14 protein-coding genes are annotated in these 20815 nt (G+C 70.4%); 4 read left to right on the top strand and 10 right to left on the bottom strand.

The annotated features are described in order from the left end of the window. Positions 1 to 25 precede the first annotated feature (25 nt). From KGA65_RS06675 to KGA65_RS06665, 3 genes are read left to right on the top strand one after another with little or no spacing between them, the layout of a single operon-like run. Positions 26 to 2152 carry an FUSC family protein gene (locus KGA65_RS06675; RefSeq protein WP_225862365.1) on the top strand — a complete coding sequence of 709 codons (2127 nt, stop codon included), beginning with the start codon at positions 26 to 28 and terminating at the stop codon, positions 2150 to 2152. A gap of 8 nt (positions 2153 to 2160) precedes the next feature. Next, a complete protein-coding gene (locus KGA65_RS06670) occupies positions 2161 to 2535 on the top strand; it encodes a hypothetical protein (protein WP_225862364.1) in 375 nt (124 codons plus the stop codon). A gap of 29 nt (positions 2536 to 2564) precedes the next feature. Then, the gene (locus tag KGA65_RS06665) at positions 2565 to 3152 is read left to right on the top strand and encodes a GNAT family N-acetyltransferase (protein ID WP_225862363.1); all 588 of its coding nucleotides are present in this window, start codon (positions 2565 to 2567) and stop codon (positions 3150 to 3152) included. A 6-nt stretch (positions 3153 to 3158) separates the two neighbouring features. On the opposite strand, the gene eutC is transcribed toward KGA65_RS06665, so the two are convergent. From eutC to eat, 3 genes are read right to left on the bottom strand one after another with little or no spacing between them, the layout of a single operon-like run. Continuing rightward, entirely contained in the window at positions 3159 to 3926 is a 768-nt protein-coding gene (gene eutC, locus KGA65_RS06660) for an ethanolamine ammonia-lyase subunit EutC (RefSeq protein ID WP_225862362.1), read from the bottom strand. Between the two features lies 1 nt (position 3927). Beyond that, positions 3928 to 5319 (bottom strand): ethanolamine ammonia-lyase subunit EutB, encoded by a 1392-nt coding sequence (locus tag KGA65_RS06655; RefSeq protein WP_225862361.1) that lies wholly within the window; start codon positions 5317 to 5319, stop codon positions 3928 to 3930. 16 nt (positions 5320 to 5335) lie between these two features. After that, positions 5336 to 6730, bottom strand: a complete 1395-nt coding sequence (gene eat, locus KGA65_RS06650; protein ID WP_255650466.1) for an ethanolamine permease — start codon at positions 6728 to 6730, stop codon at positions 5336 to 5338. Between the two features lie 163 nt (positions 6731 to 6893). On the opposite strand from eat, the gene KGA65_RS06645 reads away from it, so the two are divergent. Then, positions 6894 to 7880 (top strand): helix-turn-helix domain-containing protein, encoded by a 987-nt coding sequence (locus tag KGA65_RS06645; protein ID WP_225862360.1) that lies wholly within the window; start codon positions 6894 to 6896, stop codon positions 7878 to 7880. 16 nt (positions 7881 to 7896) lie between these two features. Here the strand turns inward: KGA65_RS06645 and KGA65_RS06640 are convergent, their stop codons facing one another. From KGA65_RS06640 to KGA65_RS06610, 7 genes are all read right to left on the bottom strand, one after another. Further along, a complete protein-coding gene (locus tag KGA65_RS06640; protein WP_225862359.1) occupies positions 7897 to 8541 on the bottom strand; it encodes a hypothetical protein in 645 nt (214 codons plus the stop codon). After that, positions 8538 to 9530, bottom strand: coding sequence for a transglutaminase family protein (locus tag KGA65_RS06635; RefSeq protein WP_225862358.1), 993 nt, complete (start codon positions 9528 to 9530; stop codon positions 8538 to 8540). Before KGA65_RS06635 ends, KGA65_RS06640 begins: the two co-directional genes overlap by 4 nt. Further along, positions 9527 to 12160: a circularly permuted type 2 ATP-grasp protein gene (locus tag KGA65_RS06630; protein ID WP_225862357.1), complete on the bottom strand. Its 2634-nt coding sequence runs from the start codon at positions 12158 to 12160 to the stop codon at positions 9527 to 9529. Before KGA65_RS06630 ends, KGA65_RS06635 begins: the two co-directional genes overlap by 4 nt. A 91-nt stretch (positions 12161 to 12251) precedes the next feature. Then, positions 12252 to 15743, bottom strand: coding sequence for a transglutaminase family protein (locus KGA65_RS06625; RefSeq protein WP_225862356.1), 3492 nt, complete (start codon positions 15741 to 15743; stop codon positions 12252 to 12254). 107 nt (positions 15744 to 15850) lie between these two features. Continuing rightward, entirely contained in the window at positions 15851 to 16807 is a 957-nt protein-coding gene (locus tag KGA65_RS06620) for an alpha-E domain-containing protein (protein ID WP_225862355.1), read from the bottom strand. A 23-nt stretch (positions 16808 to 16830) separates the two neighbouring features. Further along, the gene (locus KGA65_RS06615) at positions 16831 to 18264 is read right to left on the bottom strand and encodes a circularly permuted type 2 ATP-grasp protein (protein ID WP_225862354.1); all 1434 of its coding nucleotides are present in this window, start codon (positions 18262 to 18264) and stop codon (positions 16831 to 16833) included. Beyond that, positions 18261 to 20777, bottom strand: coding sequence for a DNA internalization-related competence protein ComEC/Rec2 (locus KGA65_RS06610; RefSeq protein WP_225862353.1), 2517 nt, complete (start codon positions 20775 to 20777; stop codon positions 18261 to 18263). The genes KGA65_RS06615 and KGA65_RS06610 overlap by 4 nt, the downstream gene beginning before the upstream one ends. Positions 20778 to 20815 lie beyond the last annotated feature (38 nt).

Below are 20815 nucleotides of genomic sequence, written 5' to 3'. Positions count from 1 at the left end.
CGCGCACTCGGTGAGAATGCGCGCCATGTCGTTTCTGCGTCGCTGGAGCCTGGCCCTCCCCGCTCACGGCCTCAACGGTCTGACCGTGCTTGTCGGGCTCGGTCTCGTGCACCTGCTGGGCTGGGCCCTGGGGGCGAACACCGCCGCCCTGGCCGCCGTGTCGGGTGCCATCTTCACCAGCCTGCCCGACACGCCGCTGGCGCCGGCGCGCACCCGGTTGCGGGTGGCCACGGGCGCGGTGATCGGCACGCTCTCCAGCGTGCTCGCGCTCAGCTGCAGCACCCATCCGGTCGCCCTGGCGGGTTTGGTCGCCCTGGTTGGCGCGGCCTCGGCCATGGCCATGGCCTGGGGGCCCCGCGCCGGGCCGCTGAGTTTCGTGCCCATTCTGGCGCTGGTGTTCACGCTGGCCCATGCGCCCACCGCCGACGGCAGTGAAATCGCCCGCCACACGCTGTGGACGGTGACCGGCGCCGCCCTGTACTGGTTCTGGGCCTGGCAGGTGTCCCGCCGGCTGCAGCCGCGCCTGCGCGAACTGGCCGTGGCCTCGGCCTTTCACTCTCTGGGAGCGCTGCTGCGGGCGCGTGGCCATCTGCTGGCCCTGCCCGCCACCGACACGGCTGACGCCCAGAGCGCGCTGGCCCACTGGATCACCCACCAGGCCACGTTGGATGAACACATCCAGGCGGCACGGGACCTGCTGTTCGAAGCCCAGGATGTCCCCGCCGCACTGCGCCTGACCGACGCGCTGCTGCAGGCCATCGAACTGCGCGATGCGCTGATGGTCAGTGAGCTGGACCTGGGGGCCCTGGGGCACGACCCCGCCGCACAGCACACCCGTCAGGCCCTGGGCCAGTGGCTGGGGGCCCTGGGCGATGCCCTGGACCACCAGGCACAGGCCCTGGAAGGCGCCGCACCGCCACCGCCCCTGCCGCAGCAAGCCCTGCACAACCGATTGCGTGGCAGCCTGGCCGGGGAGGACGGCCAGGCCTTGAACCGCCTGGGCCAGATCCTGCTGGACCGGGGCGAACACCTGCTGCAGGACCTGGACAACTTGCACAACGCATTGGTGCAGGGCTCCGGCCAGCCGCTGCCGCCGCGCCACGAGCTGCTGCGCTTCGTCACCCCGGAGGGCTGGCCGTGGGCCTCGCTGGCCTCTCAGCTGCACTGGCGTTCACCGGTGCTGCGCCATGCCTTGCGCAGTGCGCTGGCCCTGACGGCAGCCTACAGCCTGGCGCTGTGGCTGCCCTGGGCCTCGCACCCGAACTGGCTGGTGCTGAGCGTGGCGGTGGTGCTGCGCGGCAACCTGGAGCAAACCCTGTCGCGCCGGGATGCCCGCATCCTGGGGACCGTGTTGGGCTGCCTGCTGGTGCTGGCCCTGGCCATCACCCACATCACCGTGCTGAGCGACGTGATCTTCCTGCTGGCCGCGGGAACGGCCCACGCCTTCGTCAATCGACGCTACCTGGTCACGGCCGCAGCGGCCACGGTGATGGCCTTGCTGCAGGCCCACCTGATGGCGCCCGACAGCGGCTTTGGTGTCAGCGAACGGCTGGGGGACACCGTGCTGGGCGCAGCGCTGGCCTGGGGGGCCAGCTACCTGTGGCCCTGGTGGGAATACCGCAGCCTGCCCATGCTGACCGCCCGGGCGCGCCGGGCCCTGGCGGCACTCACCGCACAGGTGCTGCGCTGGCCCGACCCAACGCAATCGGACCTGCCGCTGCGGCTGGCGCGCCGGCAGGCCTATGACGCCATCGGCGCACTGGCCCTGGCCGCGCGCCGCACCGCGGTGGAACCCGCTTCGGCGCAACTGCCGCTGCGCACCCTGGCTGGCCTGCTGGTCCAAAGCCATGTGCTGCTGGCCCAGCTCTCCGGTGTGCGGCGCCTGCTCAGCCATCGTCAAACCGAGCTGGACCGGGCCCGGCTGGAGCCGGCCCTGCAGGCCCGAGCCGCCGAAATCGCCCAGTGCTTGAGCAGCCGGCACGATGAAGACCTGCCCGCAGCCTGGCCCGCGCCGATCGAACCCGAGGTGGCCGGCACCCTCGACGAGTGGCTGCTGCGCCGCCTGACCCTGGCCAGCCTGGCCGCCTGCCGCGTCGCCCATGCCGACCATGAGCTGACACGGGCGGCGCATGCCCTCCACCGCACACCTTGAGCCTTGAAATGCCGCGCGGTGCCCCCAGCTGGGGTGGCATGGACACCTCGCATGTGCTTGTTCTTCCTCAACGCCTGAAGGCGGTGGCTGAGAGCGCTGCATTGCTGCAGCGGCTGGAGGCGCAACCGCTGCAGGTCAGCCCGGCCCAGTACCGGCTGGTGGTGCAACAGCTGCAGCGCCAGCTGGCCGATGTGGCCATGGACGACGCGCTCGACAAGCTGTTGCAGGCCTTCCCGGCGGCCTCAATGGTCTACGAGAACCTGCACTACGAGCAGGCGGGCCTGTGCCGCGCCCCGTTGGAGCGTTCGCTCAACGCCGAGATGGCGGCCAGCGCCCTGCTCAAGGCCATCCAGCTGGGTGCCGGCAAGCCTCCACTGGCCTGAGCGCCGCGGGCGTGGCAGCATGGCGGCTAATGCCAACCCCTTTGCCCCCGCTGCGCACCGCGCCCCTGACTCCGGCCCGCTGGCCGGACCTGGAAGACCTGTTCCTGGCCCGGGGCTGCGCCCAGGCACGCACCTGCTGGTGCATGTACTACCGGCGCAGCGGTGAGCCGGTCGTCCCGGCCGGACAGCGCCGGGCCGACCTGAACCACGACGCCTTCCAGGCCCTGGTCGACACCAGTCACTTCACCGGCCTGCTGGCCTACGAAGGCTCGCTACCGGTCGGGTGGCTGTCCTTCGGCCCGCGCGAGGATTTCGCCAAGCTGGCACGCTCGCCGGTCATGAAACCGGTCGACGATCTGCCCGTCTGGTCGCTGATCTGCTTCGTGGTGCGCCCCACGCACCGGGGCCGTGGCGTGGCCCGGGCCCTGCTGGCCGCAGCCGTGCAGGAAGCCCGCCAACGCGGTGTCACGCTGGAGGCCTACCCGGTCGACAAGCCCGGCCCGCTGGAGGATGACACCCTGTGGTTCGGCCCGGCCTCGCTCTACACCGAAGCCGGTTTCACCGAAGTGGCCCGGCGCAAGCCGGAACGGCCGGTGGTGCGGCTGACACCGGTCTGAAGCCGCTCAGCCTTCGCCGGCCAGCGCCCGTTCGTCGCTGCGGTCCTTCAAGCCCACCCCCGTCAGCTGCAGCCGCCGCGCCGCCTGGGCCAGCCACCACAGCTTGCGGGCCGCCTCGGCCGGGGGCAGGCCTTCGGGCCGGACGTTGGACAGGCAATTGCGCTCCGCGTCGCTGCGGCCCACCCGGGGGGCGTGGGTCAGGTAGATGCCCAGGCTGTCGGGCGAGCTGAGCCCCGGCCGCTCGCCGATCAACATCGCCACCTGGGCCGCGCCCAGGCGCGCGCCGATGTCATCGCCCAAGGCCACGCGGGCCTGGGTGGCCACCACCAGCGGGCCCAGCGTCCAGCCCTCGGGCTGCAGGGCCAGCAGTTCCTCGACCAGCGGCACCGCCTGGCGCTCGATGGCGGCGGCCGAGAGGCCGTCCCCGATCACCAGCAGCAGGTCGCAGGGCACGGCCGCTCGGCCGTCCAGCATCTGGGCGCTGGCCGCCGACAGCCGGCGCCCCAGGTCCGGCCGCAGCAAATAGGTAGCCCGGTCGGGTGCCGCGCTCTGCACCGCCAGCACCTCGGGGTCGCCCAAGGCAGCCAGGCGCGCCGTCAACGCCGGCACGTCCAGGGGCAGGTGCACGGCATCGCGCGCCTGGGCGTGGGCGGCGCCAAAAGCCAGCAGCTCGCGTGTGGGCAGGCTGCCGCCCACGCGGCCCAGCCCCACCCGCGCGGGGGTCTGGGCCCGCAAACCGGCCCAGGGGTCGGGGCGGACGAGATCGCTGGCCATCTCAATACCCTCCGAAGTGCTGCAGCAGCGGGTGCGCCGGCGTCACCGGCAGCAACTGACCTGCTTCGTCGGTCAGCCCCATGCGCTGCAGCCAGGCCTCGAATTCCGGGGCCCGCTTCAGACCCAGCACCTGGCGCAGCATCAGCGCGTCGTGGAAGGAGGTGCTCTGGTAGTTGAGCATCACGTCGTCCGCCCCCGGCACACCGATCAGGAAGGTCACGCCCGCCGCGCCCAGCAGGGTCATCAGCGTGTCCATGTCGTCCGAGTCGGCCTCGGCGTGGTTGGTGTAGCAAACGTCGCAGCCAATCGGCAGGCCCAGCAGCTTGCCGCAGAAATGGTCCTCCAGCCCGGCGCGGATGATCTGCTTGCCGTCGTAGAGGTACTCCGGCCCGATGAAGCCGACCACGGTGTTGCAGATCATCGGCTCGAAGGCGCGGGCCACGCCGTAGGCGCGGGCCTCGCAGGTCTGCTGGTCCACGCCATGGTGGGCATTGGCGGACAGGGCTGAGCCCTGCCCCGTCTCGAAGTACATGACGTTGTCGCCCAGCGTGCCGCGCTTCAGACTCAGCGCCGCCTCGCGCGCCTCGCGCAGCACCGCCAGGTCGATGCCAAAGCTGCGGTTGGCCGCTTCGGTGCCGGCGATGGACTGGAACACCAGGTCCACGGGCGCGCCCTGCTCCATGGCCTGGATCTGGTTGGTGACGTGGGTCAGCACACAGGACTGGGTCGGGATCTCGAAGCGCTGGATCACCTCGTCCATCAGCTGCATCAGCCCGGTCAAGGGGCCCAGGCCGTCGCCGGCCGGGTTGATGCCGATGACCGCATCGCCCACGCCGTAGAGCAGCCCATCCAGCGTGGAGATGGCGATGCCGCGGGCGTCGTCGGTCGGGTGGTTGGGCTGCAGGCGCATGGCCATGCGGCCCGGCAGGCCCAGGGTGTTGCGAAAGCGGGTGATGACCCGGCAGCGTTGAGCGACCAGGATCAGGTCCTGGTTGCGCATCAGCTTGCTGACGGCCGCCGCCATCTCGGGCGTGATGCCGGCCCGCACCCGGGTCAGCGCCGCTTCGCCGTCCGGCGCCACCGCCTGGATCAGCAGCCAGTCGCGGAAGTCGCCCACGGTGAGGTGGGCGATCTCGGCGAAGGCGGCCTCGTCGTGGCGGTCCAGGATCAGGCGCGTGACCTCATCGGCCTCGTAGGGGATCAGCGCCTCGTTCAGAAAGGTGCGCAGCGGCAGATCCGCCAGCGCCATGCGGGCCGCCATGCGCTCGGCCGCGCTGCTGGCCGCCAGGCCGGCCAGCACATCGCCCGAGCGCAGTGGGCTGGCCTTGGCGAGCAGGGTTTTCAGATCCGCAAAGGACCAGACCTGCCCGCCCAGGGTGTGGGTGTATGCCATGCCAGCCAGTATCCACTCAGCCCTGGGTCTGCACCACCTCGACGCTGACCACGGTCAGCTCGGCCACTGCGGCGCGCCGCTGGGCGGTGAAGAAGTGGAAGTACACCCAGGCCACGGCCATGGCACCCAGGAAGATGGCGCTCAGCAGCGTGTTGAACCAGACCATGGTGATCAGGCAGCCCACCGCCAGCACCAGGGCGATGGCCGGCAGCACCGGGTAGCCGATGGCCGGGAAGGGACGGGCCAGGCCCGGCTCCTTGCGGCGCAGCGCGAACAGGCTGGCCATGGACATGATGTACATGACGATGGCCCCCAGCACCGACATGGTGACGATGTTGGCCGTCAGCGGCTGGCCGCCGATGACGATCCACTGGTCGCTGAAGATGGCCAGGATGCCCACGACGCCGCCGGCCAGCACGCCCACCCAGGGCGTGCCAAAGCGCGGGTGCACCGCCGCCAGGAAGCCCGGCAGGTAGCCCGAACGGGCCAGCGCGAAGATCTGACGCGAGTAGCCCAGGATGATGCCGTGGAAGGAAGCGATCAGGCCGAACAGGCCGATCCAGACCAGCATGTGCAGCCAGCCACTGTGCTCGCCCACGATCATCTTCATGGCCTGGGGCAGCGGGTCGTTGATGTTGGAGAGCTTGGTCCAGTCGCCGGCACCGCCGGCCAGGAACATCACGCCCAGGGCCAGCACCAGCAGGGTCAGGATGCCGCCGATGTAGGCGCGGGGAATGGTGCGGTGCGGGTCCTTGGCCTCCTCGGCGGCCATGGCCACGCCTTCGATGGCCAGGAAGAACCAGATCGCAAACGGGATGGCCGCGAAAATGCCCGACCAGGCGGCGGGGCTGAAGGTGTCCGAACCGGCCCAGCCCTTGGCCACGAAGTTGGCCATCGAAAAGCCCGGCGACACCACGCCCATGAAGACCAGCAGCTCGAAGATGGCCAGGATGGTGACGAAGAGCTCGAAGGTGGCCGCCGTCTTCACGCCGACGATGTTGAGCGCCATGAAGACCAGGTAGGCCCCCACCGCCACCCACTTCGGGTCCAGCGCCGGGAACTGCACGTTCAGGTAGGCGCCGATGGCCAGCGCGATGGCCGGCGGCGCGAAGACGAATTCCACCAGCGTGGCAAAGCCGGCGATGAAGCCGCCGGTGGGGCCGAAGGCGCGCTGCGCATAGGCGAACGGGCCGCCCGCGTGCGGGATGGCGGTGGTCAGCTCGGTGAAGCTGAAGATGAAGGTCGTGTACATGGCCGCCACCAGGATGGTGGCCACCAGGAAGCCCAGCGTGCCGGCGCTGGCCCAGCCGTAGCTCCAGCCGAAGTACTCGCCGGAGATGACCAGGCCGACGGCCAGGCCCCACAGGTGCCAGGCGTTGAGCGCCGGCTTCAGTTGCCCAGGTTGACTCATTGCGTTCACTCCTCGCTCGATGCAATGGCGTGATGGTCCGCACCGCGGCGGTCGGGGTCTATCGCAAATTGGCAACCAGGGTTCTGTCGGGCCCTTGGGGCGCGCCGGCGCCAGGCATGGCACGTGGTTTGCGTGGACACGGCATTCCCCCAAGCCTCATGCCATGAGCCTGCCCTCCGCCGCCCCCCTGGTGCATCACCGTTCGTCCTCGGATGTGGACGAGCAGGCGACCTTGCTGCAGGGCTGGCAACAAGACTATGTGCAGCTGTCCGCCGGGCCGTTCTGCGGCCAGGTGATCGAGGCACGCTCGGCGTCGATGCACCTGTTTGTGGAAGACACCAGCCGGCGCCTGCTGCAGCGTGGTGCACGGCCGGCCGAGCGGCTGGCCCTGGGCGTGCCGATGTCGCTGGGCCAGGGCGCGGTGAGCTTCTGCGGCCGCACCGATTGGCAAGGGCCGATGCGTGACGCCCTGTTCTGCTGCTTCAGCGGCCGCGATGGCTTCGAGTTCATGACCCCCGAGGGCCTGTCCATGGCCGGGGTGGACCTGCCGCTGGCCCCGTTGCTGGCCCTGGCGGATGAGGACGAGCGCCCGGCCCTGCGGCGTCTGGCCGGTCAGGCCGGCCTGCACCAGGCCGATCCCGCCCGGCTGAACGCCTTGCGCGAACAACTGGCCCAGGCACTGCAGCTGATGAACGCCCTGCCCGGCCGGCTGGCCGATGGTGCCGCCTGCGAACGGCTGCAACAGGCCCTGATGTCCAACGTGCTGGCGCTGCTGCCGGGCAGCGACGCCCATCCGGCGTCACCGGCGCCGCACCGGGCCGCCCAGTTGGTGGCCCAGGCCCAGGCCTTCGTGCGGGCCGACCCGGAAACCCCGCACACGGTGGCCACGCTGTGCCAGGCCCTGGGCGTCAGCCGGCGCACCCTGCAGGCCGCCTTCCAACAGGTGACGGGGCTGGCGCCGGCCGCCTTTTTGCGTACCGTGCGGCTGGCCGGCGCGCGCCGCGCGCTGCGCGAGGCCCGCTCGGTGGCCGAGGCCGCCACCCAATGGGGCTTCTGGCACCTGAGCCTGTTCGCCCAGGATTACCGCGAGCTTTATGGTGAGCTGCCCTCGCTGACCTGGCGCCGCCTGCACGGCCCGGCGCTGCACTGACGCCCCGCCGAGCGGCTCAGGCCCCCCAGAGCGTCAGCCGGTCGATGCGCAGCGACTGGGCGCCAGCCTCGGAGCAGCCATCGATCCACAGCCGCAGCGACGGAGCTCCCGCATCGGCCGTGCTGCGCGAGCGCCGTCCACTGGCCACGCCGTCATAACGGGCCTGCAGACCGTCGGCCGCCGTCCAGCTCACCTGCACCGTGCCGGGCATCTTCTTGAAGCCGGACAGGCCCAGCTGATGGCGCTGGCCGCGGTAGACCAGCTCCAGCCGGGGCACGTCGTCGTCGAAACGGCCCAGGCCCAGGGCCCAGCGGCTCACGTCCAGCTCGATCAGCAGCCGCTGGAACCGCCCTTGGCGCCAACGGGCGTCCGTCAGCGGCAGCTCGGCCGCCGCCAGCGGACAGGCCGGGTGCCCCGGCGTGGGCTCGTAGAGCTGCGCATCCAGCGCCAGCTGGGCCTGCAGCACGCCGGCCTTGGTGGCGGCCGCTGGCTTGGCGGTGAAACGCCAAGCGCGACCGGCCTGCGGTTGCGCGAAATCCCATTGGCCCAGCGGCTTCAGACCAGCCGGGGCCGTGCCGGCGGTGGCCGCCTTGGCACACCAGGCCAGACTCCAGCCGCTGACCTGCTTCAACCAGCTGCGCCGCGCGCTGTTCTGTCTCATGACTTCCCCTTCACCACCGGCCGGACCGCGGGCGGCTCCTCCAGCGGCTCCACGGTCACGGCCACGCGCGGCACGGCCCGGCCGCCCCCGCGGATCACGCCGCGCAGCGGCGCCACATCCCCATAATCGCGCCCCCAGGCCAGGGTGACATGGTCCAGCCCCACCGGCACATCATTGGTCGGGTCCAGCGCCAGCCAGCCGTTCTCCGGGCACCAGACCACGGCCCAGGCATGGGAGGCGTCAGCGCCCACCAGGCGCGCTTGACCGGGCGGGGGCTGGGTCAACAGGTAACCGCTGACATAGCGCGCCGCCAAGCCCAGCGAGCGGCAGGCGCCGATCATCACATGGGCGAAATCCTGGCAGACCCCCCGCGACAGGCTCAGGGCCTCGGTGGCGCGGGTGTTGACCGAGGTGGCCAGCGGTTGGTACTCGAAGCGCTCGTGCACCAGCGACATCAGCGCCAGCGCACCGTCCACCACGCTGCGCCCGGGCGTGAAGGCCAGCCGGCCAAAGGCCGCCAGCTGCGGCGAGTGCGGCACGAAAGGCGACGGCAACGTGAACTCGACCGCCTCCGAATGCACCGCCCCCGCGTGGTAGCGCAGCGATTCCGCCACGTCCTCCCAGGCCGGGCTGCGCGAGACATCGGGCAGCTCGGGCGTGGTCAGTCCTGCCTCGAAGGTGGAGATGACCGTCAGCTGCTCGTGCACCCGGGAATGGCTGAAGGCCATGCGCCGGTTGCCCCAGCTGTCGACGCTGGACTGGGCCGTCGGCACCACCAGCGCGGAGGCTGCCAGGTCGGGGCCGGACACGCCGTCGTGCAGTTCCAGCCATTCGTCCGGCGTGGGGTCGATGGTCAGCGTCCAGTCGCGCACCCGCTGGGAATCGGTGGCACGCGGACTCAGGTAGGCCACGTGGTGGGCCAGCTCGACCGGTGCGTCGTAGTCGTAGCGGGTTTCATGCTGCACGCGCAGCCAGCGCAGGGTCGTCATTGCCACACCATCCGGTCGGTCGCCCCCACGTGCGAGAACAGCTTGCGGCCGATCGCATCCGACACGGCCTGGGCCTGGACGCTGCAGGCCTGCAGCGAGGCGATCAGCAGCGGGTGCCCGGAGTCCGTGCCTTCGGCCGACAGCTGTTCCAGCGACCACTGCTCCGGCCGCGGCAGGCCGGCCACCACCTCCTGCGCCCAGGCCTGCTGGTGCCGGGCCAGCTTGACCAGCCGGTCGCGCAGCGTGCGCCCCACCCAGGCCAGCGAGCGGGGGTTGTCGGTGTCGAACACCAGCAGGTGCAGCAGAGGGGCCGCCTCGCGCCGGGCCTGAAAATGGGCCCGGTAGGTGATGGTGGAATCGAACAGACCCAGCATCAGCGCGAAACCGTCGTCGCGCTCCTGCAACCCGTGTTCGAAACAGCAGGCCAGTGCATGGGAGAGGAAGTCCAAACGTTCGATCTGGCGGCCCACGCTGAGCAGGCGCCAGCCGTCGTCCCGGGTCATCCGGTCGGTCTGACCACCGGTGATCGCGGCCAGCGCATTGTCAGCCTGGGTCAGCACGCCAATGACCTCGGTGAGTGGATCGGCCGAGCCGGACTCGAACACCGCCGAGAGCTGGGCCTGGAACTGTTCACTGGCCTCGCGGATGAGCTGCCAGTGGTCCTGGGACAGGCGCTCGCGCAGGGCCTGGGCGCAGCCCGCCAGCGCCTGCAGGTTGAAGGCCACGCTGGCGCTGCCGCGGGCATCGCCCAGCGCATGCACCAGCGAACGCTCGAACACCCGCTGCGACTGCAGCGGCGAGGGCACGCTGCCGCCCACCAGCCCGTGTCGGCGGGTCAGCAGGTCCAGCACCGTCAGCACGGCCGGCGAGGCTTCATGCAGGGCGGCGCCGGACAGCGACTCCAGCGCCAGCCGCGCCAGGCGCACCGAGTTCTCGGCCCGTTCGGTGTAGCGGCCGAGCCAGAACAGGTTCTCGGCCGAGCGGCTGGTGACGCTGCGGTGCATCTGCGCCAGATCGGCCGCACTGAGCGGCTTGGGCAGCAGCGAGGTCGGGTCCACCGGGCCATGGGTCAGCACCCAGGTGTCGGCGCTGGCGCTGCCGCGCTGCATGGACAGCCAGGGGTCGTGCATGGCCTCGCGCCGGGTGGCCACCCGGGTCATGCCGCCCGGCAGCACCGACCAGCCGCCCTGCCCGTCCGAAATGGCGAACACGCGGACCACAGCCGGGCGCGGCTCCAGCCGCCCCTCGTGCCAGACCGGCATCTCCGACGGCCGGGTGCGGGACTGCAGCGTGTGCGCGGCCGGCTCGGCCTCGATGCGCGCTGCCAACCCGGCCCGGGCGCTGGGCGCCTGGGTCGCGGCCAGCACGGGCGCGAAGCTGCGGGTGGTGTCGCTGGCCGGGAAGGTCGGCGCCACGACGAACTCCTCCAGCCGGCTCTTGTGCCTGTCCCAGACGGTCTTCTCGCCACACCACCAGCTTGTGGCCCCGGGCAGCAGCAGCTCCTCGCCCAGCAGGTGGCGGGCCACGCCTGGCCAGAAGGCGGCCAGGCCCGGGCTTTCCAGCCAGCCCGCCCCGGGGGCGTTGGCCACCACCACCTCGCCGGCCCGGATGGCCTGCACCAGGCCGGGCACGCCCAGCGCCGAATCGGGTCGCAGCTCCAGCGGGTCCAGGTACTCGTCATCCACCCGGCGCAGCACGATGTGGACCCGCTCCAAGCCGCGCAGGGTCTTCAGGTAGAGCCGGTTGGCACGCACGGTCAGGTCACCGCCCTCGACCAGTGTCAGACCCAGGTAGCGGGCCAGGAAGACATGCTCGAAGTAGGTCTCGTTGTGGGGCCCCGGGGTGAGCAGCACCGCGCGCGAGGTCGCCCCCGCCGGCGACAGCCGCATCAGCCCCTCCATCAGCATCTGGAAGCTGGCCGCCAGGCGCTGCACATGCAGGTCGCGGAAGGCCTCCGGGAACTGCTGCGAGACGATCAGCCGGTTCTCGATCAGGTAACCCAGCCCGGAAGGGGCCTGGGTGCGCTGCGACAGCACCCGCCAGCCGCCATCGGGGTTACGCGACAGGTCGAAGGCCACCACGTGCAGGTGCACGCCGCCCAACGGCTCGGCCCCATGCAGGGGCCGCAGGTACTGCGGATGCCCCAGCACCAGCGAGGGCGGCAGCAGCCCGCGGTCGAGCAGCACCCGCTCGCCATAGATGTCGGCCATGGCCGCGTTCAGCAGCCGGGCCCGCTGGGCCACGCCGCGCTCGATCGCCGGCCATTCCTCCGCGCCGATGAGCATCGGCAGCAGTTCCAGCGGCCAGGGCCGCGTGGGCTGGTCGGGGTCATCGTAGACGTTGTAGGTGGCGCCGTCCTCGCGCACGCGGTGGCGCAGGCGCTCGACCCGGTTGGGCAGGTCCATCCAGCCCTCGACCCCGGAGGACTGGAAGAACTGCTGCCAGGCGGGCGCCAGCTCGGCCGAACCGGCGCCGGACGTGTTGACCCGCCCCGTCAGTTCGTCATAGTGGCCTTCGTCGCCACGCTGCATCGCCCCCTGGGCCAAGGCCAGGGGGTCGAGTGCCTCGTCGGACAGCAGGCTGGACTGCTGGGGCGGCAACGGGACGATCTGGGGAACACCGGAAGACATCCCGTGATCATGCCTTGTCGGACCAGCGCCCGGGTTCGGGGGGGGCCCAGCCTGACGGGTCATGTGTCACGGAAACATCATGTCCGGCCCGTCAGCGCCCGACCTTGCGCAGGTCCAGCGTGAACGGAAATTCCAGACTGCGCTCGGCCTCGGCCACCACCATCTTGCCCGGCGTGTGGCCGAAGGGGAAGAAGCGCGCCAGGCGGCGGCTCTCGGCCTCGAAGGCGTTGACCGGGAAGGTGCTGTAGTTGCGCCCGCCCGGGTGGGCCACGTGGTAGCGCCCCCCGCCCAGAGAGCGCTGGGCCCAGGTGTCCACCAGGTCCACCGTCAGCGGCGCATGCACGCCGATGGTCGGGTGCAGGGCCGAGGGCGGCTGCCAGGCACGGAAGCGCACGCCCGCCACGTACTCGCCCACCCGGCCGGTGGGCTGCAGCGGCAGCGTGACGCCATTGACCGTGACGCGGTGGCGCGGATCGACCAGGCCGCTGACCTTGACCTCGATGCGCTCCAGCGAGGAATCGACGAAGCGCACCGTGCCGCCGGCCGACCCCTCCTCGCCCATCACATGCCAGGGCTCCAGCGCGTTGCGCAACACCATGTGCACGCCACGCGCGGCGATCTCGCCGATCTTCGGGAAGCGGAACTCGAAGTGCGGCGCGAACCAGGCGCTGTCGAAGGCGTACCCCGCCCGCTGCATGTCCTCGATCACATCCTCGAAGTCCATCTGGATGAAGGTGGGCAGCAGGAAGCGGTCGTGCAGCTCGGTGCCCCAGCGCACCAGCGGCGCCCGGTAGGGATCCTTCCAGAAGCGGGCCACCAGCGCGCGCAGCAGCAGTTGCTGCACGATGCTCATGCGGGCATGCGGCGGCATCTCGAAGGCCCGCAGTTCCAGCAGGCCCAGGCGGCCGCTGGACGAGTCCGGCGAGTAGAGCTTGTCGATGCAGAACTCGCTGCGGTGGGTGTTGCCGGTGACATCGACCAGCACATTGCGCAGCGTGCGGTCCACCAGCCAGGGCGGCATGTCCTGCCCATAGACGCCCTTGTTGCGCTCGATCTCGCCCAGCGCGATCTCCATCTCCCGCAGCTGGTCGTTGCGCGCCTCGTCCACCCGCGGAGCCTGGCTGGTCGGGCCGATGAACAGGCCCGAGAACAGGTAGCTGAGCGCGGGGTGGTTGTGCCAGTAGGCCAGCAGCGAGGCCAGCAGGTCCGGCCGGCGCAGGAAGGGCGAATCGGACGGCGTCGCCCCCCCCAGCACGAAGTGGTTGCCTCCACCGGTGCCAGTGTGGCGGCCGTCGAGCATGAACTTCTCGGTCGACAGGCGTGAACGCCAGGCCGCGTCGTAGAGGAACTCGGTGTGCTGCACCAGCTCCTTCCAGCTGTGGGCCGGGTGGATGTTGACCTCGATGACGCCGGGATCGGGCGTGACCTGCAGCAGCTTCAGGCGCGGGTCGCGCGGCGGCGGGTAGCCTTCCAGCACCACCTTGATGCCCAGTTCAGCCGCCGTCGCCTCGACCGAGGTCAACAGCTCCAGGTAGTCCTCCAGGTGCGCCAGCGGCGGCATGAAGACATAGAGCACGCCACTGACCTGCCCCACCTTCTCCGCCTTGGGCCCATTGGCGCGGCGCGGGTCGCGCACCTCCACGCAGAGCGCGGTGCGGGTGATCCAGTGGGCGGACTGGAAGCGCTCCGGGTAGGCCTCCGAGGCCACCGACCCCGCCGCCGGCAAACCCCCGACGCCGGCGGCGGCCCCGCCCTGCGGGCTGTTCTGCAGGGCCACGGTGCCGCCTTCGGCAAAGCCGCTGCCGGCCTGCCGGGCGGCATAGGCCTCGCCCGTGGGCGCACCACCTCCCAGGCCCAGCATCTGCCGGCGCAGCTCGGCCGCGGGCGGCAGCTCGCCCCGGGGCGCAAAGGGATCGTAGTCGACCAGGTACGGGTACTCGCTGTCCTTCACCCAGGGCAGCGAATCCAGCGGCAGGCGGTAGCCCATCGGCGAGTCGCCTGGGATCAGGTACATGCGCTCGTCGCGGAAGAACCAGGGGCCAGTCTCCCACCTGCTGCCATTGAGCGTCGGCCCTTCGGCGCGCTTGAGGGGCAGCACATAGCCCACTTCCTGGTCCAGGCCCTGGTCGAACACACGGCGCAGGCGTCCACGCTCCAGTTCGTCGTCCAGGCGTGAATCGAAGGGGTCGACATTGACCGGCAGGCGGCGCTCGCGCCACAGGTAGTACCAGGTGTCCTCGAAACCGGTCTGGATGAATTTGTCGTCCAGGCCCAGGTGACGGGTCAGCGTGGCGAGGAAGCGCTTGGCATCCTCGCTGGTGTACTGGTGCATGTCGCGCTCGTCGGCGAACAGCGAGGGGTCGCTCCAGCACGGCTGGCCATCGGTGCGCCAATAGATCGACAGCGCCCAGCGCGGCAACTGCTCACCCGGGTACCACTTGCCCTGGCCGAAGTGCAGGAAACCGCCACGGCCGTATTCGTCGCGCAGCCGCTGCACCAGATCCTGGGCAAAGATGCGCTTGGTGGGGCCCAGGGCATCGGTGTTCCATTCGGCGCCGTCGCGGTCGTCCACCGAGACAAAGGTCGGCTCGCCGCCCATGGTGAGCCGCACATCGTCGGCCAGCAGCTGGGCATCCACGCGCTCGCCCAGTTGCTGCACACCGGCCCACTGGTCCTCGTTGTAGGGCTTGGTGACGCGCGGCGATTCGTAGATGCGGGTGACCCCCATCTCATGGCTGAACTCGACCTCGCACTCGTCCACGGCCCCGGTGATGGGCGCCGCGCTGGACGGTGCCGGCGTGCAGGCCAGGGGGATGTGCCCTTCCCCGGCCATCAGGCCCGAGGTCGGGTCCAGGCCGATCCAGCCCGCGCCGGGCAGGTACACCTCGCACCAGGCATGCAGGTCGGTGAAGTCCACCTCGGTCCCGCTCGGGCCGTCCAGCGACTTCACATCCGGCTTCAGCTGGATCAGGTAGCCCGACACGAAGCGCGCCGCCAGCCCCAGGTGGCGCAGCGTCTCAACCAGCAGCCAGCCGGTGTCGCGGCAGGAACCGGAGGCATTGGTCAGCGTCTCCTCGGGCGTCTGCACGCCCGGCTCCATGCGGATCAGGTAGGAGATGTCGTGTTGCAGGCGCTGGTTCAGGCCGACCAGGAAGTCGATGGTGCGGGCCTCGCTGCGGTCGATGGTCGCCAGGAAGGCGGCAAAGGCCGGCGTGGGGGTTTCGGCCACCAAGTACGGCGCCAGCTCGGCCGCCAGGCCAGGCTCATAGGTGAACGGATAGGTCTCGGCCCCCGGCTCCAGGAAGAAGTCGAAGGGGTTGTAGACCGACATCTCGGCCACCAGGTCCACCGTGACCTTGAACTCGGTGGTGGGCTCCGGAAACACCAGACGCGCCAGGTAGTTGGAGAACGGGTCCTGCTGCCAGTTGGTGAAGTGCTTGGTGGGCTCCACCCGCAGCGAGTAGGACAGGATTGGCGTGCGGCAGTGCGGTGCCGGACGCAGGCGAACGACCTGCGGCGACAGGTTCACCAGCCGGTCATAGCGGTAATGGGTGACGTGCTTGAGCGCGACGTGGATGGACACGGGCCTTACCTCGGCACCCCGCAGGGCGCATGAATCGGATCAATGGGACAGGGCCGGCGATGCTCCCACAGGAAAACACCGGCCCTTGTGACAAAGCCGGACCGAACTCAGTCGCAGGCCACCAGGAAGTCGCGGGCGATGCCTGCGCCCAGGTCGCCCACGCGGTCGAGGAATTGCGACAGATAGGCGTGCAAGCCGGTGGAGAGGATCTCGTCGATGCGGGCGTACTCCAGGTCGCAGCGCAGCCGCCCGGCCCGGCGCAGGGTCTCGCCCGACTGCGCATTGGCCACCAGCTTCAGGTTGGTCACGACCTCGTTCATGCAGTGCGCCAGCGAACGCGGCATGTCCGGCCGGACGATCAGCAGCTCGGCCACCTTCTCCGGCAGGATCACGTTGCGGTAGACCTTGCGGTAGATCTCGAACGCGGACACCGAACGCAGGATCGCTGACCAGTGGTAGAAGTCGTAGTCGCCGTCGCGCTCGTCGGCGCTGCCGTAGAAGTCGCTTTCCACCGCATGGAACTTCACGTCCAGCAGGCGGGCCGTGTTGTCAGCCCGCTCCAGGAAGGAGCCGATGCGCAGGAAGTGGAAGGCCTCGTCCTGCAGCATGGTGCCCACGGACACGCCGCGCGACAGGTGCGAGCGGAACTTGACCCATTCGAAGATGGCGGCCGGATCGCGTGCAAGCAGGCCATCCGCCACCAGGCGGTTGAACTCCAGCCAGGTCTGGTTGGTGGTCTCCCAGACCTCGGTGGTCAGCGAGCCCCGCACCGCGCGGGCGTTCTCGCGCGCCGCGCGCAGGCAGCACAGGATGGACGAGGGGTTGCGCTCGTCGCGCACCATGAAGTCCATCACCTGCTTGGCGTCGATCGCACCATAGCGGTTCTGGTAGTCGAAGATGAGCTCGGAGATGCTCAGCAGGCCGCGCCAGCCCTGCTCGGCCACCGCAGCCGACTGCGGCAGCAACGCGGTCTGGTAGGTGACATCCAGCATGCGGGCGGTGTTTTCCGCGCGCTCCATGTAGCGCGACATCCAGAACAGATGGTCGGCGGTTCTTGACAGCATGTTCTTGGCTTTCCCCGATCGAATCAGTCTTCCAGCACCCAGGTGTCCTTGGTGCCGCCCCCCTGGCTGGAGTTGACCACCAGCGAGCCCTCCTTCAGGGCGACGCGGGTCAGGCCGCCCGGCACCATCTGCACCTCGGCCCCCGACAGCACGAAAGGCCGCAGGTCGATGTGGCGCGGCGCGATGCCCGATTCGACGAAGGTCGGGCAGGTGGACAGGCTCAGCGTGGGCTGGGCGATGTAGTTGCTGGGGTTGGTGACCAAGTGGGCGCGGAAATCCTCGATCTCGGCCTTCGTCGCCGCCGGGCCGACCAGCATGCCGTAGCCACCGGCACCGTGCACCTCCTTGACCACCAGCTCGCCCAGGTGGTCCAGCACGTACTTCAGGTCCTCCTCGACCCGGCACAGGTAGGTGGGCACGTTGTTGAGGATCGGCTTCTCGCCCAGGTAGAACTCGATCATCTTGGGCACGTAGGGGTAGATGGACTTGTCGTCCGCGATCCCGGTGCCGATGGCGTTGGACAAGGTCACGTTGCCGGCCTTGTAGGCCTCGACCAGGCCGGCGCAACCCAGGGTCGAATCCTTGCGGAAGACCAGCGGATCGAGAAAGTCATCGTCCAGCCGGCGGTAGATCACGTCCACCCGCTTGGGGCCTTGGGTGGTGCGCATGAAGACGAACTTGTCCTTGACGAACAGGTCCTGTCCCTCCACCAGCTCCACCCCCATCTGCTGGGCCAGGAAGGCGTGCTCGAAGTAGGCCGAGTTGTACATGCCGGGGGTCAGCACCACCACGGTCGGGTCGTTCACGCCGTTGGGCGCCACGCTGCGCAGCGTCTCCAGCAGCAGGTCCGGGTAGTGGGCCACCGGCGCCACCCGGTGCTCGGAGAACAGCTCCGGGAACAGGCGCATCATCATCTTGCGGTTCTCGAGCATGTAGCTCACGCCGCTGGGCACCCGCAGGTTGTCCTCCAGCACGTAGTAGGAGCCGCTGCCATCCGGGTTGGCCGCCCGGACGATGTCGATGCCGGCGATCTGCGAGTACAGGTTGCGCGGCACGTCCACGCCCATCATCTCGGGGCGGAACTGCGCGTTGTGGGTGATCTGATCGGTCGGGATCAGCCCCGCCTTCAGGATCTCCTGGTCATGGTAGATGTCGTGGATGAAGCGGTTGAGCGCGGTGACCCGCTGGCTCAGGCCCTTCTCCATCTCCCGCCACTCGCCGGCAGGAATCACGCGGGGGATCAGGTCGAACGGGATCAGGCGCTCGGTGCCCTCCCCGCCATCCTTGTCGCCATAGACGGCAAAGGTGATGCCCACGCGGCGGAAGATCATCTCCGCCTCCTCACGACGCGCTTTCATCACGTCGCGCGGCTGCTGGGCGAGCCAGCGGTCGTAGGTTTTGTAATGCTCGCGCACGGTGGCGCTGTTCAGATGCATCTCGTCGAAGCTGGGTCTCATTCGCGCTCTCCTACCTTGGGTGAGCTAGCAACAACCGCACCAGCCTCGGGCGGTGGCTTCCGGTCGCCCCACTGCCAATAGTGTGGATGCACGTCTCGCGTGCATTCCGCACCACCATCATTCCACGTCCACGCACCACAGTCGTCCGTTCGCACTACTTTGATGCCAAATTGGCGATAACGCGCCAGCACCTCGGCATGGGGATGCCCGAACCGGTTCAGGTAGCCCTGCTGCATGACGGCCGTTTGAGGGGCCACCGCCGCCAGGAATTCGGCGCCCGAGGAGGTGTGGCTGCCATGGTGGGGCACCACCAGCACCTCGCTGCGCAGCTCGGTGCCCCAACGACGCACCAGCGCCTCCTCCTGGGCCAGTTCGATGTCACCGGTCAGCAGGGCCTGGCGCCCGGCCGCATCCCGCACCCGCAGCACACAGCTCTGGGCGTTGGAGGCCTCACCCTCCCGGGCCGGGGTGAAGGGATGCAGCACCTGGAAGTCCACCCCATCCCAGGACCACTGCTGCCCGGCCTGGCACGGCACCGTGTCGGGCACCCGCCCCAGCAGAGGATGCCCCGCCACCAGGCTGGCCCGCAGCCGGTGCACCGACACCGCCTCGATCAAGGACTCGGCACCCCCCACATGGTCGGTGTCGCGGTGGCTGAGCACCAGTTCGTCGATCTGGTGCTCGCCCAGGGTCTGCAGCAGGGGCCCCAAGACGCGCTGGCCGGCATCGGCCTCGCCGCCGTAGCGGGGGCCGGCGTCGTGGAGCAGCAGATGGTGCGCGGTCCGGATCAGCACCGCACTGCCCTGCCCCACGTCCGCGGCCAGCAACTCGAACTGCCCGGGTGCGGGCCGCGGTGGCACCAGCACCAGCAGCGGCAGGACCATCGGCACCGCCAGCGTCCGGACGGCCAGCGGCAGGCGTGCCACGGCCAGCCCCCCACCCACCAGCGCCAGGCCGGTGGCCCAAGGCCCCGCCGGCGGCACCGACCAGGTCGCCCAAGGCAGTGACGACAACCAGGCCAGGGCCCCGTGCAGCGGCACCAAGGCCAGGCCGGCCAGCCCCCACAGCGGCGGCCAGACGACGCCCAGCAGGGCCAGCGGCGTGATGACCCAGGTCACCCAGGGCACCGCCAGCAGGTTGGCGGGCAACCCCACCAGGGACAGCTGTCCGAAGAACAGCAAGGTCAACGGCGCCAACCCCAGCGTGACCGCCCATTGCGTGCGCCAGGCGGCGGCCAGGCTGCGCCACCAGCGCCTCGGAACGGAAGGCGGGTCCACCGGGTCCGACCGACTGCCGGCCTCCGTCTGCATCATCAGCAGCGCCACTGCCAGGAAGGACAGCCAGAACCCCGGTTGCAGCAGGGCCCAGGGGTCCCAGGCCACCGTGCCTGCCGCGGCCACCGCGCCCACGGCCCAGCCCGGCCAGGGCAGGCCCACGCTGCGCAGCACCACCATCGTCCCCAGCATCCAGACGGTGCGCTGCGCGGGCACGCCCCAGCCGGACAGCAAGGCATACAGCGTGGCCAGCAGCAGGCCGCCCCAGCGCCCCACCTGGGGTGCGGGCACCGCCAGCGCCCAGCCGGGCCGCAGCCGCCACAGGCGCGCCACCAGGGCCATGGCCAGCGCGGCAAACATCGTGATGTGGCTGCCGCTGATGCTGACCAGGTGGGCGATGCCGGTGCGGCGGTAAAGGTCCCAGTCCTGCGCATCGATCGCGGCCTGGTCCCCCACCGCCAGGGCGGCCAGCAGGCCGGCCGAGCGCGCCTCGGGACTGGCCAGCAGGATGCGGTCCCGCCAGGCCTGACGGGCGTGGTCCAGTTCTTCCAGCGGGTGCCAGGGACGCGGCCCCGCCAGACGCACCGCCTGCCCCGGCTGGGCGGCCCGCACGCTGCCGGTGGCGCCGATGTCCTGCTCGAACAGCCACAGCTCCGCATCAAACCCACCGGGGTTCGCCAACCCGTGGGGTCGGCGCAGACGCACCGGCAGCCGCCAGGCCTCCCCGGCGCGCGGCAGGGTGCGGGCCAGGCCTGGCGGGTCCGGTTCACCCGGCGCCTGTGGCGTCGACCAGACCAGCCGCACCCGCGCCCGAAACGCCAGGGGCCGATCCGGCCGCGCCAGGCCACGGGCCTGCGCCGCCGCATCCTGGGTCCAGGCCCGCTCGGTGTCCAGCAGGAAGACCTGCCCTTGCGGACTCAGCTGCGGCAGACCGCGCACACGGCCTTCCAGCAGCAGGTCCTGCCCCTCCAGCGCGGCCGGCAGGCGGTGCGACAGCCGCTCGGCCGCCCGCCAGTCGGTGCTGCCAGCCCCGGCCATCAGCAGGGCAAGCGCCCAGACCCCGGCCCCCCGACGGCGCCCCCGCCAGCGCCAGGCCAGCGCCACCAGCCCGGCGGCCAGACCGACCAAGGTGGCATCCACCCCAGTGGGCCACACGGCGGCTTGGGCCAGCTGCAGCGCCACACCGCACACCCAGGCCAGCACGCTCAGTGTCCAAACACCGCCCACCCCTGACAGCATGCGGCGCAGTGTAGGATCGGCGCCGTTTCCACCCCTCA

Origin of the sequence: Ideonella benzenivorans, from assembly GCF_020387415.1 — a bacterium.
Classification (GTDB): domain Bacteria; phylum Pseudomonadota; class Gammaproteobacteria; order Burkholderiales; family Burkholderiaceae_C; genus Ideonella; species Ideonella benzenivorans.
The sequence above is the reverse complement of the archived record's forward strand: the minus strand, read 5'-3'. Positions and strand labels throughout refer to the sequence as shown.

Coding starts and splice junctions, on each gene's coding strand:
- KGA65_RS06640 (WP_225862359.1), bottom strand. CDS start 8,541: ATGAGACAGAACAGCGCGCGGCGCAGCTGGTTGAAGCAGGTCAGCGGC.
- eutC (WP_225862362.1), bottom strand. CDS start 3,926: ATGGCCAGCGATCTCGTCCGCCCCGACCCCTGGGCCGGTTTGCGGGCC.
- KGA65_RS06630 (WP_225862357.1), bottom strand. CDS start 12,160: ATGTCTTCCGGTGTTCCCCAGATCGTCCCGTTGCCGCCCCAGCAGTCC.
- KGA65_RS06670 (WP_225862364.1), top strand. CDS start 2,161: ATGCCGCGCGGTGCCCCCAGCTGGGGTGGCATGGACACCTCGCATGTG.
- KGA65_RS06655 (WP_225862361.1), bottom strand. CDS start 5,319: ATGGCATACACCCACACCCTGGGCGGGCAGGTCTGGTCCTTTGCGGAT.
- KGA65_RS06620 (WP_225862355.1), bottom strand. CDS start 16,807: ATGCTGTCAAGAACCGCCGACCATCTGTTCTGGATGTCGCGCTACATG.
- eat (WP_255650466.1), bottom strand. CDS start 6,730: ATGAGTCAACCTGGGCAACTGAAGCCGGCGCTCAACGCCTGGCACCTG.
- KGA65_RS06615 (WP_225862354.1), bottom strand. CDS start 18,264: ATGAGACCCAGCTTCGACGAGATGCATCTGAACAGCGCCACCGTGCGC.
- KGA65_RS06645 (WP_225862360.1), top strand. CDS start 6,894: ATGAGCCTGCCCTCCGCCGCCCCCCTGGTGCATCACCGTTCGTCCTCG.
- KGA65_RS06675 (WP_225862365.1), top strand. CDS start 26: ATGTCGTTTCTGCGTCGCTGGAGCCTGGCCCTCCCCGCTCACGGCCTC.
- KGA65_RS06665 (WP_225862363.1), top strand. CDS start 2,565: ATGCCAACCCCTTTGCCCCCGCTGCGCACCGCGCCCCTGACTCCGGCC.
- KGA65_RS06610 (WP_225862353.1), bottom strand. CDS start 20,777: ATGCTGTCAGGGGTGGGCGGTGTTTGGACACTGAGCGTGCTGGCCTGG.
- KGA65_RS06635 (WP_225862358.1), bottom strand. CDS start 9,530: ATGACGACCCTGCGCTGGCTGCGCGTGCAGCATGAAACCCGCTACGAC.